Origin of the sequence: Mycobacterium paraintracellulare (assembly GCF_000276825.1) — a bacterium.
GTDB classification, from domain to species: Bacteria; Actinomycetota; Actinomycetes; order Mycobacteriales; family Mycobacteriaceae; genus Mycobacterium; species Mycobacterium intracellulare.
This window is the reverse complement of the sequence record NC_016948.1, coordinates 4,248,056-4,264,670: the sequence shown is the minus strand read 5'-3', so window position 1 is coordinate 4,264,670 and position 16,615 is coordinate 4,248,056. Positions and strand designations below refer to the sequence as shown.

13 protein-coding genes and 2 pseudogenes are annotated in these 16,615 nt (G+C 68.4%); 7 read left to right on the top strand and 8 right to left on the bottom strand.

The features are described 5' to 3' along the window. Positions 1 to 8: 8 nt before the first annotated feature. The 3 genes from OCQ_RS19680 to OCQ_RS19670 form a co-directional block, all read right to left on the bottom strand. Positions 9 to 773 carry an endonuclease/exonuclease/phosphatase family protein gene (locus OCQ_RS19680; protein ID WP_014385594.1) on the bottom strand — a complete coding sequence of 255 codons (765 nt, stop codon included), beginning with the start codon at positions 771 to 773 and terminating at the stop codon, positions 9 to 11. A gap of 69 nt (positions 774 to 842) precedes the next feature. After that, positions 843 to 1,625, bottom strand: coding sequence for a PIG-L deacetylase family protein (locus tag OCQ_RS19675; protein ID WP_014385593.1), 783 nt, complete (start codon positions 1,623 to 1,625; stop codon positions 843 to 845). Beyond that, on the bottom strand, positions 1,622 to 2,575 hold the full coding sequence (locus tag OCQ_RS19670; protein ID WP_014380864.1) for an acyl-CoA dehydrogenase family protein: 954 nt from the start codon (positions 2,573 to 2,575) through the stop codon (positions 1,622 to 1,624). Before OCQ_RS19670 ends, OCQ_RS19675 begins: the two co-directional genes overlap by 4 nt. 203 nt (positions 2,576 to 2,778) lie before the next feature. On the opposite strand from OCQ_RS19670, the gene OCQ_RS19665 reads away from it, so the two are divergent. Beyond that, positions 2,779 to 3,357: a nucleotidyltransferase family protein gene (locus OCQ_RS19665; RefSeq protein WP_009957454.1), complete on the top strand. Its 579-nt coding sequence runs from the start codon at positions 2,779 to 2,781 to the stop codon at positions 3,355 to 3,357. On the opposite strand, the gene OCQ_RS19660 is transcribed toward OCQ_RS19665, so the two are convergent. Both OCQ_RS19660 and OCQ_RS19655 read right to left on the bottom strand, forming a co-directional pair. After that, on the bottom strand, positions 3,351 to 3,608 hold the full coding sequence (locus OCQ_RS19660; RefSeq protein WP_008259505.1) for a DUF7218 family protein: 258 nt from the start codon (positions 3,606 to 3,608) through the stop codon (positions 3,351 to 3,353). The genes OCQ_RS19665 and OCQ_RS19660 overlap by 7 nt on opposite strands. Before the next feature lie 72 nt (positions 3,609 to 3,680). After that, positions 3,681 to 5,783, bottom strand: coding sequence for a catalase (locus tag OCQ_RS19655; RefSeq protein ID WP_014385592.1), 2,103 nt, complete (start codon positions 5,781 to 5,783; stop codon positions 3,681 to 3,683). Positions 5,784 to 5,994: 211 nt separating this feature from the next. Here OCQ_RS19655 and OCQ_RS19650 point away from each other — a divergent pair. The 6 genes and pseudogenes from OCQ_RS19650 to OCQ_RS19625 all read left to right on the top strand — a co-directional run. After that, positions 5,995 to 6,747, top strand: a pseudogene (locus OCQ_RS19650) (chemotaxis protein CheB); the annotation flags it as partial. After that, positions 6,744 to 7,502, top strand: a complete 759-nt coding sequence (locus OCQ_RS19645) for an STAS domain-containing protein (protein WP_014385590.1) — start codon at positions 6,744 to 6,746, stop codon at positions 7,500 to 7,502. The pseudogene OCQ_RS19650 and the gene OCQ_RS19645, both read left to right, overlap by 4 nt. A 99-nt stretch (positions 7,503 to 7,601) precedes the next feature. Continuing rightward, positions 7,602 to 9,294, top strand: a pseudogene (locus OCQ_RS19640) (CheR family methyltransferase). Positions 9,295 to 9,441: 147 nt separating this feature from the next. Further along, positions 9,442 to 10,605 carry a glycosyltransferase gene (locus tag OCQ_RS19635; RefSeq protein ID WP_014385586.1) on the top strand — a complete coding sequence of 388 codons (1,164 nt, stop codon included), beginning with the start codon at positions 9,442 to 9,444 and terminating at the stop codon, positions 10,603 to 10,605. Between the two features lie 42 nt (positions 10,606 to 10,647). Continuing rightward, positions 10,648 to 11,730: a helix-turn-helix domain-containing protein gene (locus tag OCQ_RS19630; RefSeq protein ID WP_014712180.1), complete on the top strand. Its 1,083-nt coding sequence runs from the start codon at positions 10,648 to 10,650 to the stop codon at positions 11,728 to 11,730. A gap of 231 nt (positions 11,731 to 11,961) precedes the next feature. Continuing rightward, positions 11,962 to 12,927, top strand: a complete 966-nt coding sequence (locus OCQ_RS19625) for an alpha/beta fold hydrolase (protein ID WP_014380859.1) — start codon at positions 11,962 to 11,964, stop codon at positions 12,925 to 12,927. Here OCQ_RS19625 and OCQ_RS19620 read toward each other — a convergent pair. The 3 genes from OCQ_RS19620 to OCQ_RS19610 are packed head-to-tail and all read right to left on the bottom strand — an operon-like array spanning position 12,922 to position 16,579. Then, on the bottom strand, positions 12,922 to 14,268 hold the full coding sequence (locus tag OCQ_RS19620) for a flavin monoamine oxidase family protein (RefSeq protein WP_014385583.1): 1,347 nt from the start codon (positions 14,266 to 14,268) through the stop codon (positions 12,922 to 12,924). The two genes, OCQ_RS19625 and OCQ_RS19620, sit on opposite strands and share 6 nt — an antisense overlap. A gap of 59 nt (positions 14,269 to 14,327) precedes the next feature. Then, entirely contained in the window at positions 14,328 to 15,443 is a 1,116-nt protein-coding gene (locus OCQ_RS19615) for a hypothetical protein (protein ID WP_014385582.1), read from the bottom strand. Further along, positions 15,443 to 16,579, bottom strand: coding sequence for a phosphotransferase family protein (locus OCQ_RS19610; protein ID WP_014385581.1), 1,137 nt, complete (start codon positions 16,577 to 16,579; stop codon positions 15,443 to 15,445). Before OCQ_RS19610 ends, OCQ_RS19615 begins: the two co-directional genes overlap by 1 nt. Positions 16,580 to 16,615: the final 36 nt, after the last annotated feature.

Below are 16,615 nucleotides of genomic sequence, written 5' to 3'. Positions count from 1 at the left end.
CCGCGGGCTCAGACTCGCTGGAGGTCGACCACCAGCGGTCGGTGATCGGAAATCGGCATGGGGCTGGCGTCGACCGCTCCGCCGCACAGCCGGGGATCGTCGGTCAAGATGTGATCGAGCTGGCGGTTGGGGTTATCGGCGGGAAACGTTTCGGCGGTGGCCAAGGCCCGCATACCCGACCAGCGGCCAACGGTTTTCGGCGTCATGTTCAGGTCGCCGGTCAGCAGCCGTGGACCGGGGAAGCCGCGCAGGTCATGAATCACCCGCAGCAGCTGGCGCCTGTTCCAGCCCGGAACGAAGGACAAATGCGTGTTGGCCACCGTCAGCCCGCCCATCGGGGTGCGCAGCTGCGCGATGACCGCCGCCCGCGGCTCCTCGTCGACGATCATCACCCGGTTGGGGCCGGGCAGGTACATCGGAAACCGCATCGGGATGCGGGGCAGTCGCAACACCTGCCAACTGGCCACGGGGTATCGGGACAGCAGGGCGATTCCGTACGCGGCTGTCCCGGGTTGTTCCCGGCCGGTGGCGGCCATCCAGGTCGCGCCCGGGGTACCGGAAATCGCCGCCACGAACCGGTGCTCGACCGCGCCCATGGCCTCGGCCGCCGCGGCGGTCAGGTCGGCCCGCTCGGAGCGTGGCTGATCGCAGTCGACCTCCTGCAGGCTGAGCACGTCCGGATCGAGACGGCGCACGCAATCACGCAGGCGCGCAACGTCGACACCGTCCCCGATCGTGCGGCCGTGCAGGATGTTGAAGGTCGCCACGCGCATAGGTTTTCACCTACCCACTTTGCCGCCTGGGCACTCACCGCGGCATTTCGTCGCGGGTCGGCGCGGGGGTCACCGGAATACGAGTTCCCCCATCGCGGCGCCCACCGCGAGCAGCCGCGCAAGCACGAAACCCGGCAAGGTGGGCGAGGATTCCCCGCCGGCGGGCTCGAGTTGGCTCCGATAGCATTGCGCCGCGCGGCGTTTGCGGCACATCGCCCAACTCGGTGACGGCACCGAATAGGCCCGGTCCCACGGCACCGCAGGGTCGGCGACGCGCGCCCAATGCCACATCAGCACCGGATATTCCAGCAGTGTCGTGCCGGTGCGGGCGCACGCCGCGGAGGCAGCGCGCCCGGCGGCTTCGTGATCGGGATGCCCGTCGCCCCGCCACGTCGCCGCGCACCAGGTCGCCGGGCCGCCACCGTCGAGGATCTCCGCCAGCGTGTCGGCCAGCGTGTCCTCGTGATCGGTCAGCTCACCGTCGGGAAAACCCAGCGAGATCGGGCTGGGGACATTCAAAAGGCTGGCCGCCCGGCCCAATTCGTATCTGCGGATGGTTGCCATACGAAGTCGGTCCGTGACCGACACATCGGGCTGGGCAGCCCCGCCGTCGCTGACCGAGACCACCTGAACGTCAACCCCCAGCGCGGTCAGCTGCGTGGCCATCGCGCCCAGGCCGAGGGTTTCGTCGTCGGGATGCGGGGCTACGACGATCAGCCGTCGGCACTCCGCCAGATCCAGTGTCGGCAGGGGACTTTCGGCAAAAGCGGCCAGCCACAACGGCACCGGTGTGCCGCCGTGGGTCAGCGGATCGGCCGCGAACGCGCAGTTGCCCGCCGGCACGGTTTTCACGGCGCCCTCATCGCCTGTCTGCCCGCCAGCTGCCCGAGTTCGGCCAGGTCCCGCTCCGCATGGCTCTGCCGGATGTAGATGCTCAGGTCGGCGACCCGTTGAGCGTGCCGTCCGTCCTGGCACAGCGGGCCGGGGCCCAGGGCCCGCCCGGTGCGCGTAATCGCTTCGTCGACAGCGTGTTCCACGACCGTGCGGACGCGGCGGGCCAGCAGTTGCGCGGTTCCGGATCGGTCGAACGGATCCGCGTCGACCTGCGCCGCGGCCTCGGCCAGCATCGCGTCACTGGCGGCCAGCGCGGCGTCCACCGCGCCCAGGTGCGCCAGCGAGTACGCGTCGGCGGATCGGCTTGCGGCGCAGCGGTATAGCGGGTCGGCGACCCTGCGTGCACCGCCGAGCCAACAGGCGGCGACACCGATTGCGCCGTGCCAGAAGCCCGGTCGATTCAGGTAGGCCCCGGGGTCACCCACGGCGACGGCCTGGGCGTTGGTGAACTGGACCGGCCTGGTGTCGCTGCCGGCCATCCCCGCGTTCCACCAGGTGCTGGGCAGGGCCTTGACGGCGGGGTCGGTCACGGTCACCGCGAACAGGCCTTGGGTCCCGTCCTCGAGCCGCGCCGTCACCAGCGCATGCGTGCAGAACCCGGCGCCCGCGCACCAGACCCTGGTGCCGTTCAGGGTGAACGCGCCGTCGGTGTCGGTTGCCGTCAACGCCGTGTCCGGCGCTTCGGCGGCCCACACGCCCCACAGCTGACCGGGGTCGGGGGGCTTGCCGCCCAACTCGTGCAGGATCGCGACCGCATCCACGTGCGACTCGGCGATCCTGGCCGCGACGATGTTGTCCTCGGCCAGCCGCGCCAGCCGCTGCCAGCGTTCGGCCGTGCGTCCCGACGCGGGCAGGGGAAGCTCGAGCCGTCCGGACTCGAGCCAGTGCTCGACCAGCCCCGCCGTCACGCCGGGCCGCCCACCGGGAGCGTTCCCCCTCGCCTGATGGGGTCGGGGGAGGGGGCCGAAATCACGACGGCCGCAGCATCGTATGAACGTGGCACCGCGGTTGACATAACGGACGATTTCCCCGTTGCGCGCAAGTTAAACGGCCTTACGACCGCCCGTCGTCAGGTTGCCGGTCCGGCCCGCGGGGTATCACCTAATGCACCATGGAACCCCTCGACGCACATGCCGACGCAACCAGCTGCGCCTCGCGGTTGCGGGAGGCGCTGAGAGGCGCCGCCTCGGCGCTCAAGGAACATGGGCCGCGCTTCGCCCTGGCCGGCAGCTATGCGTTATGGGCTTACGGCGCACCGGAACCCAGCCACGACGTGGACCTCGTGGTGGCCGAGGCCGACGTGGAGACGGCGGTGGCCACCCTGACCAATGCGGGCTTCGCCATCGAACGTCCCCCGGAGGATTGGTTGTTCAAGGCCCGCACCGGCGACACGCTCGTCGACGTCCTGCATCGCATCAACGGCGTGCCCGTCGACGCCGCGACGCTGGATCAGGCCGAACAGCAGGAGGTCCTGGCGATCGGCATGCCGGTGCTGCCCCCGACCATGGTGCTCGTCCAGCAGTTGCGCTCCCTGGGGGAGCATCACTGCGACTTCGGCCGGTTGTTGCCGGCCGTGCGCGCGGTGCGTGAACGCCTGGACTGGCAGCGCATCGAGGCGGAGACCGCCGAAAACGATTACGCGGTCGCCTTCTTGGTGCTGGCCGACCGGCTCGGCCTGTCGCGTCAGTGATTACGCAGCTTGGCCACCAGCTTGTCCTTGGTCAGGCTCGAATAGCCTGACATGCCAAGCTCTTTGGCCCGCTTCTTCAGTTCCGGAACGGTCCAGTCCTGGTAAGACCCGGACTTGCCGCCCTTGCGGCCCACCGAGGACTTGCCCCGGCCGGCGGCCGCATTCGAAATCCGCGCGGCCTTCTCCTTGGAGTCGCCCTTCTTGCGCAGATCCTGGTACAGCTTCTCGTTCTTGATCGACGAACGCGGCATGATCCATCCTCCTGTCCACGATGAGACACCTTTTCAGTTATGCCCGCCCCGGCCGCGGGGAAAACACCGGCGCTAGGCCGGAACCGGGTCGGTGCGCCGTTGCCAGCAACGGTGTTGAGCGAGCGCGCCGGCGAATTCCTCGACGAAGCGATCGGGCAACTCGTCGGCGGCGGCCTTGGTGGTGATGACGGACTGGTCGTTGAGCACGTCGGTGTCCTCGGCGAGGCGGTTGGTGATACCGGCGGTGCGCAGCAGGTCGACGCCGGCGCCGTACGCCCCGATGGGCTTGAGGTGCTTGTAGGCCTCGGTCACGAAGTGCACCGCATACCCGTCGTTGGACAGCGTCGCGATCGACCGCGGCCCGCACGCCACCACGACTGCGTCGTAGAGCACCGACGCCATCGTCGTGAAGGACCGGTCGACGGGCAGTTCGCCGCCGGATCCGCCCTCCAGTGTGCCGCCGGCCACCGGCGCCAACACCTCGACCACGGCCCCGCGCTGTCCCATCAGCTCGATAAAGCGCTGTGTCCCCACAACATCGACGCCGTTGGCGGCCAGCACGGCGACCTTGCGCGATTCGATGGTGTCGCCGGCATCGGTGACCTGTGACAGCGCCGGTGAGGCGGTCACCGTGTCGACCTGCTCCTCGGGCGGCGCGGGAAGCCCCAGCTTCGCGGCCACCTGGGCGGCCAATTCGCCGTCGACCCGCGCGAGCTGTGCCACCACCGCCGAACGGATCTCGGGCGTCTCCACCTTGCCGAGCTCGAAAGCGAACGCGGCGACGATGTGTTCGGCCTCCACGCGCGTCATGCTCATCCAGAACATCCGCGCCTGGCTGTAGTGATTCTCGAAGGACTCGGCCCGCTTACGCATGGTCTGCCCGTCGAGCCGCTGGGTGTAGTGCCGGAACACGTTCTCGTCGGCCAGCGCTGGGCAGCCGCCGCCGATGGTGTTCTTGTAGTAGCTGGAGCGGCCCTGCGGAATCGCGTGCTGTCCGTAGCCGTCGTGCTGGTTGGTCCGGACCTCGGCCACCGGCCGATTGATCGGCAGCTGGGCGAAGTTGGGGCCGCCCAGCCGGATCAGTTGGGTGTCCAGGTAGGAGAAGTTGCGGAATTGCAGCAGCGGATCATTGGTGAAGTCGATGCCGGGCACCACGTTCGCCGTGTGGAACGCGACCTGCTCGGTCTCGGCGAAGAAGTTGTCCGGGTTGCGGTTCAACACCATCTTGCCAACCGGGCGCACCGGAACCTGTTCCTCGGGAATGATTTTCGTCGCGTCGAGAAGATCGAAATCGAAGCTGAACTCGTCCTCCTCGGGAACGAGCTGGACGCCGAGCTCCCACTCCGGGTACTGGCCCGACTCGATGGCCTCCCACAGGTCGCGGCGGTTGTAATCGGGGTCTTTGCCGGCGATCTTTTGGCATTCGTCCCAGATCAGTGAGTGCACGCCGAGCCGCGGCTTCCAGTGGAATTTCACGAAAGTGCCCTCGCCGCGGTCGTTTACCAACCGGAAGGTGTGCACGCCGAAGCCCTGCATCATCCGGTAGCTACGCGGCAATGCCCGGTCCGACATCAGCCACATGATGGTGTGCAGCGTCTCGGGCTGCAGCGCCACGAAGTCCCAGAGCGTGTCGTGGGCCGACTGCGCCTGCGGAATCTCGTTGTGCGGCTCCGGTTTCACCGCGTGCACGAAATCGGGGAACTTGATGCCGTCCTGGATGAAGAACACCGGGAAGTTGTTGCCCACCAGGTCGTAATTGCCTTGTTCGGTGTAGAACTTGGTGGCGAAGCCGCGCACGTCGCGCACGGTGTCGGCCGAACCCCGCGAGCCGGCCACCGTGGAGAATCGCACGAACACCGGGGTCTGCAAGCCTGGAGTGGTCAAGAATCTCGCCGCGGTGTATTGCGACAACGAGTCGTCGTACGGTTCGAAATAGCCGTAGGCGCCGGCGCCCCGCGCGTGCACCACGCGCTCCGGGATGCGCTCGTGGTCGAAGTGGGTGATCTTCTCCCGGGCGTGAAAGTCCTCCAGCAGCGTCGGTCCCCGCTCACCGACCGACAGCGAATCGTCGGTGTGGTCGACGCGCACGCCCTGCTGGGTCGTCAGGTATCCCGTGTCGCGGCGGAACCGTGCGGATTCCAGGTCGCGCTGCTTGGGATTCTGGTCGGTGGCCATGGCCTCCCTCTCTGCCTGATGTGGAATCGGGACTGATTTGCTGTGATGGGCCGCTCAACGGTGTGGGGTACCACAGCGAAACCGGTGTAAAACGGCCCGAATCCGGCCCTGTCCATCGCGTCGACGGTTGCCTACCATCGATCGGGGTAGACGGAAGTGGTGATTGTGGCGGCGGACGGTGGCGACCTCGAGGGCGACCTCCAGGGCCTCCGATCGCCACCTGCTCGTCTCCGACCATCACGTCCTGCTGTCCCAGGGGCCCACCGAGAACGGGCATCGGCCGGCTATCAATGCGTTGTTCCGATCGGTCGCCGTAGCATTCGGGCCCCGCGCGATCGGCGTGCTGCTGTCCGGCGTGCTCGACGACTCCGTGCTGGGAATGGGAGCCATCCGTGCCCGAGGCGGCACCGCCATCGGCCAGTCACCCGAGGACGCATTGTTCCCCGCGATGCCCGTCAACGCCGCCGAGGCCGGCGTGGTGGATCGGCAGGCCGACGCGGCCGACATCGGAGCCGTCCTCAAAGAGCTGTCGCACCGAGAGATAGAGGGTTTTGCCATGGAGTGCGACGCCGCGATGGAGCTCGAGAACCGCATCGCCATGAGGTCGCGGTTCGCGACCGACTTCGACACGGAAAAACTGGGGTCGCCGTCCGGCTACACCTGCCCCGATTGCAACGGTTCGCTGGTTTCCATCAGTGAGGGCAACTTCCGCTGCCAGGTCGGCCACGCCTGGACGGCCGAAGCCTTGCTCGGCGCGCGGGACAACGAGCTCGAGGGGGCGCTGTGGATCGCGGTGCGCAGCCTGCGGGAAAAGGCCCGGCTCGCAAGGGACATGGCCGACAGGGCCGGGCCGGGACTGCTCGTCCGCCGCTACGCGGCGATCGCCGAGGAAACCGAACGCGCGCTGCACGTGCTCAGCGACCGGCTGTCCGGCGCCGCCCGACAGCCGGGTGACGCCGGATGACCGGTCGCAGCCCCGCTCCGCGGATCGCGCTGGAACCCGTTGAGGATGCCGCCATCCTGACGGTGCAGGGAGTGCTGGACAGCTCCACCTATCGAACGATCCGCGACGCCGTGATCAAGGCCGCGATCGCCGCGCCGCGCGCGGTGATCGTCGACATCAACGGGCTGCATGCGCCGTCAGCCTCGGCGTGGACGGTGTTCACCAGCGCTCGCTGGCACGTCAGCGTGTGGCCGGACGTCCCGATCCTGCTGGTGTGCGAACAACCGGTGGTGCGCCGCGCGATCACCAGGGCCGGGGTCACCCGATATGTGCCGATGCATCCGGATCGCAAGCTCGCGCTGGAGGCGGTGCACGGGCAGTCGGTCAAGGTCCGGCGGCGGGCCCGCACCGAGCTGTCGCGATCCAGCGCCAGCATCGATCTCGCCCGCACCGTGGTTGCCGATTGGCTTACCAACTGGGACATTCGCGAGGTGATCGCGGTCGCGGCCACCGTGGCCACCGTCTTCGTCGAAAACGTCCTCGACCACACCGAGAGCGTTCCGGTGCTGATCGTCGAGAGCTACCAAGACATCGTCTCCGTAGCGGTCGAGGACAACAGCCCGCAGTTGCCGGCCCGGCACGAAGATGCCGACCGCGGCGCCCACATCGTCTCGGGTCTGGCGATCGTGTCCGCCGTGTCTCGGCGGTGGGGGGCCACCCCCACGCTGTCGGGCAAGACGGTCTGGGCATTGGTCGGTCGGGAAAACCGCCTCTGATTTCGCGAGTAGTGTTCAAGTCCTTCGTCGAACCGTTGTCGGACGGGACTTGCATTGGAATCCGCCACTGACGAGGCTTTCGAGGCCCTGTTGCGCTATATGCGCGATTCGCGGGGCTTCGACTTCACGGGCTACAAGCGCACCTCACTGATGCGCCGCGTCCGTCGCCGGATGGACCAGGCGGGTTACACCTCGTTCGAGGAATACCTTGACTTTCTGCAGGCCAGCTCGGACGAATTCACCGCGCTCTTCAACACCATCCTGATCAACGTCACGTCGTTCTTCCGCGACGCGGAGGCCTGGGACTACGTGGGCGCCGAGGTCATCCCGCGGCTGCTGGCCGAGCGGGGACCCGACGACCCGATCCGGGTGTGGAGCGCCGGATGCGCGTCGGGCCAGGAGGCCTACACGCTGGCCATGATGCTGGCCGAGGCGCTGGGAGCCGAGGAGTTTCGCCAGCGGGTCAAAATCTATGCCACGGATGTCGACGAAGATGCACTCGGCGAGGAGCGCGGGGCGTCCTACGACGCCAAGGCGGTCGAGTCCGTGCCGCCGGAAATGCTCGGGCGCTACTTCGAGCAGGTCAACGGCCGCTACGTCTTTCGCAAAGACCTGCGCCGGGCGGTGATCTTCGGCCGCAATGACCTGGTCACGGATGCGCCGATATCACGGGTCGACCCTCTGGTGTGCCGCAACGCGTTGATGTATCTCAACGCGGAGACGCAGCGAATGTGTTGGGGCGTCTACACTTTGCGCTCATGCCCCAGGGCACGCTGTTTCTCGGGCACGCCGAGATGCTCCTCAGTCATGGTGACCGATTCACGCCGGTGAGCCTGAACCACCGAATCTTCCGCAAGGCGGCCGGGACCCATGTCGGCGCGGATCGCTACGAGCCGGGCGGGGCGTTCTACGAACGTCACGCGGAGCTACCGGGCCTGGCGACCGTGCGCGACCTGGCCTTCCGCGCCAGCCCGGTGGCCCAGATCGTGGTGACCGGCGAGGACACCGTCGCCATGATCAACCAGCAGGCCGAAACCCTGTTCGGCCTCTCGGCGCGCGACATCGGCCGGCTGCTGCGTGATCTCGAGGTCTCCTATCGTCCGGTGGAGCTACGCGCCTACGTGGAGCAGGCCAAGGTGGAGCGCCGTCCCGCGCGGATCCAGGACGTCAAATGGCAGCGGCCGGGCACCGAGACGGTGTGGTTCGAGATCCACGTGAATCCGCTCGTCGACGCCGAGAACGGTCTGCTCGGCGTGTCGATCGTCTTCTTCGACGTCACGAGGAACTGCAATCCACGGTCGAGGAACTCGAGACCACCAACGAGGAACTGCAGTCCACCAACGAAGAACTCGAGACGATGAACGAGGAGCTGCAGTCCACCAACGACGAACTGCAAACCATCAACGACATGCTGCGCGAACGCAGCCTGGAACTGGACGAGGCGAAGAGCTTCCAGGATTCCCTGGTCGACTCGATCCAGAGCGGCATGGTGGTGGTGGACCGCGAAATGAAGATCGTTCTGTGGAACCGCGGCTGCGAAGACCTGTGGGGGCTCCGCGCCGACGAGACGCTCGGGTCGCGGCTGACCGCCCTCGACATCGGCCTGCCGCTCGACGGCGTGCTGCCGTTGATCGGGAACGCCTTCGTCGACCCCGACACCTCCGGGGAAGTCGTGGTGGACGCGGTCAACCGGCGCGGGCGCCCCGCTCGGGTGCGGGTCACCTGCACGCCGTTTCGTTCGAACATCGGCACGGTCGGCGGCGCCCTGCTGCTGATGGAGGTTCTGGGCTAGCAGTCCACGCCAGCACACGTGTGGTCCATCAACCGAATTCCCGGCCACCAAACGAAGCGGTGATCTTGTTCGTTTCGCGGACGCCCCAGGGTGGTATGCCCAGGTGATGTCGGGGTGGATGGATGACGTGCGCGGAGGGAACCGCGAGTGAAGATCGCAATCGTCAGCGGCGATGACGTGGTCGGGGAGGACCCCGAGCAGCTGGGCGCCGCGCTGACCACCCAGGGGCACGATGCGGTGGTCTGCCTGCGGCAAAACGGCCGGCGGCGTGCCAGGGCCGGTGCCTGCCGCAGCGTGTCGGTTCCCGTCGGTCCGCGCGCCGCGGCCTCCGCCACCGACGTGCTGCCCTACGTCGGGGACTGGGCGGCCAGACTCGAGCGGGTCTGGTCGAAGGAACAACCCGACGTCGTGCACGCGTACGGGTGGCTGGGCGGGTTGGCCGCCCAGCTGGCCGCACGACGTCAGCGTGTCCCGGTAGTGCAGACGTTCTTGGGCCTCGCCACGGCATCAGGCGCCCACGCGGGGAATGGGAGCGAACGCCGGCGCATCGAGCCGTTGCTGGCGCGCGGCGCCGCCTGGGCGACCGGCGAGAGCAGCGCCGACGTCGACCTCCTGGCCCAACTGCGCCGCAGCCGGGCGCGGGTGTCCGCGTTGACCTGCGGGGTGGATTCCGAGCGATACACCCCGGCCGGTCCCGCAATTGCCCGTGACGGGCTGCAGCGTGTTCTCTGCATAGCGCCGAACCCCCTGCAGCATAACGGTTTTGACATTGCGATCAGCGCGCTGTACCGCGTCCCCGGAGCGGAGTTGGTCATTGCGGAAACCGAGGCGACCAACCCCGCGCACGACGACGCGCGGGCCCAGCTGCAGTATCTCGCCAAGGAATTCGGGGTTGCCGACCGCGTCCGCTTCGCGGGCACGATCCCCGGCAACGAAATGCCGATGTGGGTCCGGTCCGCCGATGTCATGGTGTGCACCCCTCGCGAACCGTTGCGCCCCTCGACCGCGTTGCAGGCCATGGCCAGTGGCGTGGTGGTGGTCGCCGCGACGGTGGGCGCCCTCGCCGACGTCGTCCTCGACGACATCACCGGCGTCATACTGCCCCCGGAGAATCCCGTCGGCCTGGCAGCCGCGCTGAGACGGCTTCTCGCCCAGCGCTTTCAGTGCGAAAGCATGGGCGCGGCCGGACGCAGCCGCGCACAGTCACGCTTCGCATGGGAGCGAATCGCGCTCGACGCGCTGAATGTCTACCAGAGCCTGGGCGCGCAGGGCCGGGCATCCACAGATCTGTCCTCGACGGCGGCACGGTGATGCAATGACGAGGCTGCCCCCGGTCTTTCCTCCGAGCCGGCCATGACCACCGCGACCCGCGCGACCGCCAGTTTGCCCTCTGGGGGGCTCCTGGGTTCCGCGGGCGAGGAGACCCGGGCCGAGTACCGCCCCGCACGTCCCGAGCTCGGAGGTGAGCACGAGCACGGGGTTCAGCCAGTCGCGGTGGAATACAAGCAGTTTCGCGGCATCGATGCGCGGGCTGCGCGCCGGCTTTTCGCCGCCGCCTATCGGCCGGGCTGGCGGCTCTCCGGCTTCACCGGACACTGCGCGGTGTCGCATCGGCGCCGGGACACCGGATCGATGACGGTGGACGAGGTGGCGATCCAGGGTCGATTGACGCTCGAGATCCCGGCGGGCGACACCGTTGTCGTCATACAGCCGCGCGCGGGATCGTTGAGCGTCGCGGGCGGCCCCTCGGCGACCGCGGACTTCCCCATCCTCGTCGCGCACGGCATGTCGTGTGTATTGCACTGCAACGGGGCACGTTTCGATGTGGTTGTCCTCGCGGCGGAGGTGCTGCACGCGGTCGCCGCCGAATGGCACACGGCGCTGTCGCAACGGACCCAGTTCTTGAAGTGGCGACCACGTTCGCGTGCCGCCGTGCGGGCCTGGCATCGCGCGCTCGACTACGTGTTGACGACGTTGGCGTGTGCCGACACCGCCCAGCAACCGATGATCGCCGCGGGCATGGCCAACCTGTTGGCCGGCGCGCTGCTCGAGTGTTATCCATCCAATCTGACCGAGCAGGATCCGGGCGGCGACGGCACGCTGCCCGAAACGCTCAAGGAGGCGGTGTCTTTCATCCACCGTCACACCACCGAGGACATCGGCATCAACGATGTCGCGGCCGCGGTGCATCTGACCCCCCGGGCGGTCCAGTACCTGTTCCGCCGCCAACTCGACACCACACCCACCGAGTACATGCGCCGTGTCCGGCTGCGCCGCGCCCATCTAGAGCTGATCGCGGCGTCGGCGGGCACCTCGACCGTCACCGAAATCGCCCAGCGGTGGGGGTTCGCGCACACCGGGCGGTTCGCGGTGCTGTACCGGCAGACCTACGGGCAAAGCCCCCACACCACGCTGCGCCAGCAGACCCCGGCGTGACGGCCGCGCGATCAACCGCTCACCCGGTGCAGCAGTTGCTTCGCGGCATAGCGCCCACCGACCACCGCGCCGGTCGCGGTGGCCGGAGCCGGGCGGATCCACGTCCGTACGTCGGTCAGCGCGATGTGGTACCCGAAGAGCCGGATTTCCCAAACCCATACCGAATGTCGGGATAAAATCGTCTCATCCTTAGCTGCGGCGACGGGGCCGTGTTCGAGGGGGGAGCGGCGCATGAGTGCTCGACGGGCGGTACGCGCCTTTGACCCGTTCCCCGAACGGCTGCCACCGAGCGAGACCCTGCCGGTCCGCGCGGCCGACGGCACCTGGCTGCACGCGGAGGTGTTCGGGCCTGCTGACGGTTATCCGATCGTCTTGACGCACGGCATCACGTGCGCGATCCGCGCGTGGGCCTACCAGATCGTCGACCTGGCCGGCGACTACCGGGTGATCGCGTTCGACCATCGCGGGCACGGCCGCAGCGGCGTACCGCGGGCCAAGGCGTACAGCCTCAAACACCTTGCGTCCGATCTGGATTCGGTGCTAGACGCGACGCTGGCGCCGCATGAACGGGCGGTGGTGGCCGGCCACTCGATGGGCGGCATCACGATCGCCGCGTGGTCGGAGCGCTACCGGCACAAGGTTCCGCGGCGCGCCGACGCCGTCGCGCTGATCAACACCACGAGCGGCGACCTGATTCGCAACGTGCAACTTCTCGCGGTGCCCCACGGGTTGTCGCCGGCGCGGGTGCTCGCCGGGCAGGCCCTCATCGGCGTCTTTGGTGGGTTTCCCGTCCCGGGTGCGGCCCGCATCCCGAGCCGTTATGTGGTCGCGATGCTGGCGACCGGGCGCGACGCCGACCCGAGCATCGCCCGCCTCGTCTACGAGCTCTTCGAGAACACGTCGCCGCGGGGCCGGGCCGGCTGCGCGCGGGCGCTGGTCACGTCGATGGGGTCCCGCTATCTCGACCTGAGCGGGCTGACGGTGCCGACGCTGGTCATCGGCAGCGAACGCGACCGGCTGACACCGATCAGCCAGTCCCGCCGGATCGCACGCGACGTGCCCAATCTGATCGGTCTGGTGGAGCTGCCCGGTGGGCACTGCTCGATGCTCGAGCACCCGCGCGAGGTGAGCCGCCAGCTGCGCACGCTGGCCGAAGCGGCGATCCACCAATCGGCGACCAGCCGGATCAGCTCATAGCAGCGCGGTGATCTCGGCGGCCGCACGCTGGCCGGACCTGATCGCCCCGTCGAGGAACCCGGTCCATTCGTCGGCGGTCTCGGTGCCCGCCCAGTGGATCGGGCCGACCGGTTCGCGCAGCCACCGCCCGAACCGCGTCCACGACCCCGGCGGCACCGCCGCGGTCGGGCCGCCCGGCGCGAATTCCTCTGCGCCCCAACGATGATCGACGTAGTCGAGCGGTTTGAGTGCGTCGTCACCGAAAAGCGTTGCAAAGCAACGTAACACGTCGCGACGGCGCTGGTCGCCGGGCAGTGAGTCGAAGGCGCGGGCGTCGACGAAACCCATGAGGATGCCCGGACCGTCCGGGTGCGGGCTGACGTCGAACGTGATGAAAACGGGGCCCCGGTCGGACAGCGCCTGCCCGGAAAAGCCGTTGGCCCGCCAAAACGGCGTGGAATAGGCCGCGTACGCCTTGCTGAGCCGGCCCTGCGGCCAATGCCGGGCGAGCTGCTCGTACTCGGCGGGCAACGGGGGAGTGAACTCGATCGAGGCGCGATGGGCCGGCGGGATCGCGACGATGACGAAGCCGGCCTCGGTCTCGCCGACATCGGTCGTCACGGTCACGCCCGCACCGTGGCGTTCGATGCGCCGCACCGGTGCGCCCAGCACCACCCGCGTGTCCAGTTCGGCGGCCGCGGCTTCGGCGATCTGTTGCGTGCCGCCGGGAAAGCGGTCCTGTTGGGCGCCGTCCTCGACGTCGAGCAGTCGGTCCAGGCCGCCGGCCGCGTGCGCGTAGCGGGCGGCGTGCAGCATCGACACGTCGTCGGGCTCGCACCCCCAGGTCACCCGCGCCACGATCGCCAGCAGGTCGCGCGACGAGGCGGTTGCCCGCACCGAGCGCAGCCAGCCGCCGAGCGACAGGCCGTCGAGTTCGCGCGCCCGGCGGGCGTCCCACGGGGCCGCCAGCGGGACGCCGCGGGCGATCCGGTCGAACTGCCAGCGCAGCCGGCCGATGTCCAGCAGCCCGGTCAGGGACAGCTTGGGAATGGTGCCGCGATACGCGTGCGTCCAGTCGCGCCAGTGGATCAGGTTCTTGCCGTCGTGGTGCGTGGGCGTGGTGGGAACGTCGAGTTCGGCCGCCATCGCCAGCACGGCGTCTTGGGTCGGCCCGACGAAAGTGCCGCCCAGATCGGCCGGCAATCCGGCGACGCTGCCGGTCAGCGACCGCCCACCGACCCGGTCGCGGCCCTCGAAGACCACCACGTCGTGGCCCTGCCGGTTCAGCTCGCGCGCGGCGGCCAGCCCGGCAAAGCCCGCTCCGACCACGACGACGTCGACGATCCGGGGCGGCTGTGACACGCGGTCTAGTGAACCGCATTTCTGCGAGTTGCAGGGCGAAATCGTGAAGCGCGGACCGGTTACGGCGCGACCGTCAGCCAGTCCTTGAATCCCGACGGGTCGTGGCGGCCCAGCGCGCCGTGCTCGTAGAGGCCCCAGCCCTCCACCGGTGGCTTGTCGCCGTCGCGGCACAGCGCCCGGCCGACATGGTCGATCACGCCGAACCCCGCGCGCGCGACGATCGCCGGGTCCGTCATGTCGTAGGTCAGCCGCTCGGCGAACTTCTCGCCCTTCCACATGCCGTGTATCCAGTCGGAATCGCCGCCGTAGCCGCCGCCGACGTGAATGGGGACCGGCAGCTTGGACTCCACGTCGAAGTGGACCTCGGTGCCGTCGGGGGAGGTGGCCTCGATGGTCGCGCCGGTCGGGATGCGGGTGCCCGAGCGGTAGTGGATCTTGACCCGCGGCCAGCCGAGCTGCTCGACGCGGCCGTCGCGCCAGATCCGGGTGCAGTCGTTGAGCGAACGGAACCCGTTGGGCTCCTCCTGAATGATCAGGACGATCGCGAAATCGTCGAAGGCCATGGGCACATAGAGCCACCACATGCCCTCGAACGGCGGGTCGGCGGGCCGTCCGGCGGGCTCGGCCTCGCCGATCGGGCGGATGCCCCAGGACCGGTCGCGGCTGCCCAGCCAGGTGTTGGGGTCGACGGTGATTTCCTCCCCGTCGACGACGATGTGGCCGCTCCAGCTGCCGAGTTGCGCGAAACGCTGGGCGTCCAGCGTCACCCGGTTGCCCGAACGCAGGATGTGCGGCTGCTCCTGGACGACGTCGAACAACCCCTTCCAGGTGAGATCGGCTGCGATGCCTTCCGTTTCGTCGAGCACGATGCGCAGCCGGTGCAGCGGTTCGATGACCTCGATCCGATAACCGTTGACGTGCTGGTTGAGGCGGTCCTGATCGATGGCGTCCGAAACGTGCACGGCGGTCTGCGTGTCCCCGCGCCTGACGAGCAGGAACGCGTCCTTGACCCCGAGGTTGGGGTAGTAGCCGATGCCGCTGATGACGAAGATGTTCCCGGTGCGGTCGTGGGCGTTGAAGTAGGAGCGGTCGTAGAAGTTGCGGTCCGAGGAGCCCGGCCACGCGATCGGCTGGGGGATCTGGTGTACCGGGTATTCGTCGAGCGGTCCGAGCATTACTGGTCCTCTCCGATCAAACGTCGCATCAATCCGGCGTGGTAGAACAGCGATTCGACATCGTCGGGCTTTTCGGTCTCGCCGAAGTGCACGCGCCGCGCGCCGGTGCGCATGAACACGCACGCCCACATGACGCCCGAGTACACGTAAAACCAGTGCAGGTCGCCGACTTCGACGCCGGCCAGGCGCGCGTAGGTCGCGCGCACGTCGTCCTCGCGCATCACCTCCGGCAACCCCGGCAGCGTCGCCAGGCCGGCGAGTTCTTGAAAGACCATGTGCGCGAATATCATCCACGCCACATCCAGCTCGCGCGGCCCCAGCGTCACCATTTCCCAGTCCAGCACCGCCACCGGCGCGAAGTCTTTGTACAACACGTTGCCGACGCGCGCGTCGCCCCACAGCAGCACCGGCTCGGCGGCGGCCGTTTCGGTCGGCCAGTTGGCCTCCAGCCAATCGAAGGTGCGTTCCAAAAGCGGCGATCGCCCGATGTCGGGCACGGCGAAGTCATACCAGGACCGCACCCAATTGAAGTGCTTGCGCAGCGCGGTGTCCCCGATTTGTCCCTCGGTGAGGAAGCCAAAGGTGTTCCGCGCGTCGGGAATCGAGTGCAGCGAAGCCAAGACGCCGACGGTGGCGTCTTGCAGTTCGCGTTGCCGCTCGGCGGGCGCGTCGGCGAACCAGTTGCCGCCGAACGTGTAGGGCATGACGTCGGGCGGCACCTCCCCGTCGACGTAGTCCATCACGAAGAACGGTGTGCCCAGGATGTCACCGGTGTTCTCCAGCCACCGCACCCGGGGCACGGGCACGTCGGTGAGTTCGCCGACCTTGCGGATGACGTCGAATTGGTGGTCGAGCCGGTAGGTCGGGAAGACCTGCACGTCCTCGGCGGTGGGCGCCACCCGCGCCACCAGCTTTTGCTCGGTCGGTTGCCCGTCCTGCTGCCAGCGGACGGTCAAGATGATCGTCTCCGACGACATGCCCGTCGAATCCACGCCGCTTTCGACGGTCACCTCGGGTTTTGCGCCGTCGGGCAGTACGGTGGAGAGCCAGCGCGACATCACCGTCGGCAACGTGGTGACGTCGCGGCTGGAGCGCTGCAGCCGGTCGACGTTGTCGACTGCCGGTTCAGTGGCCACGGGGAGTGCCTCCATCCTTTGAGACTTTTTCGCGGC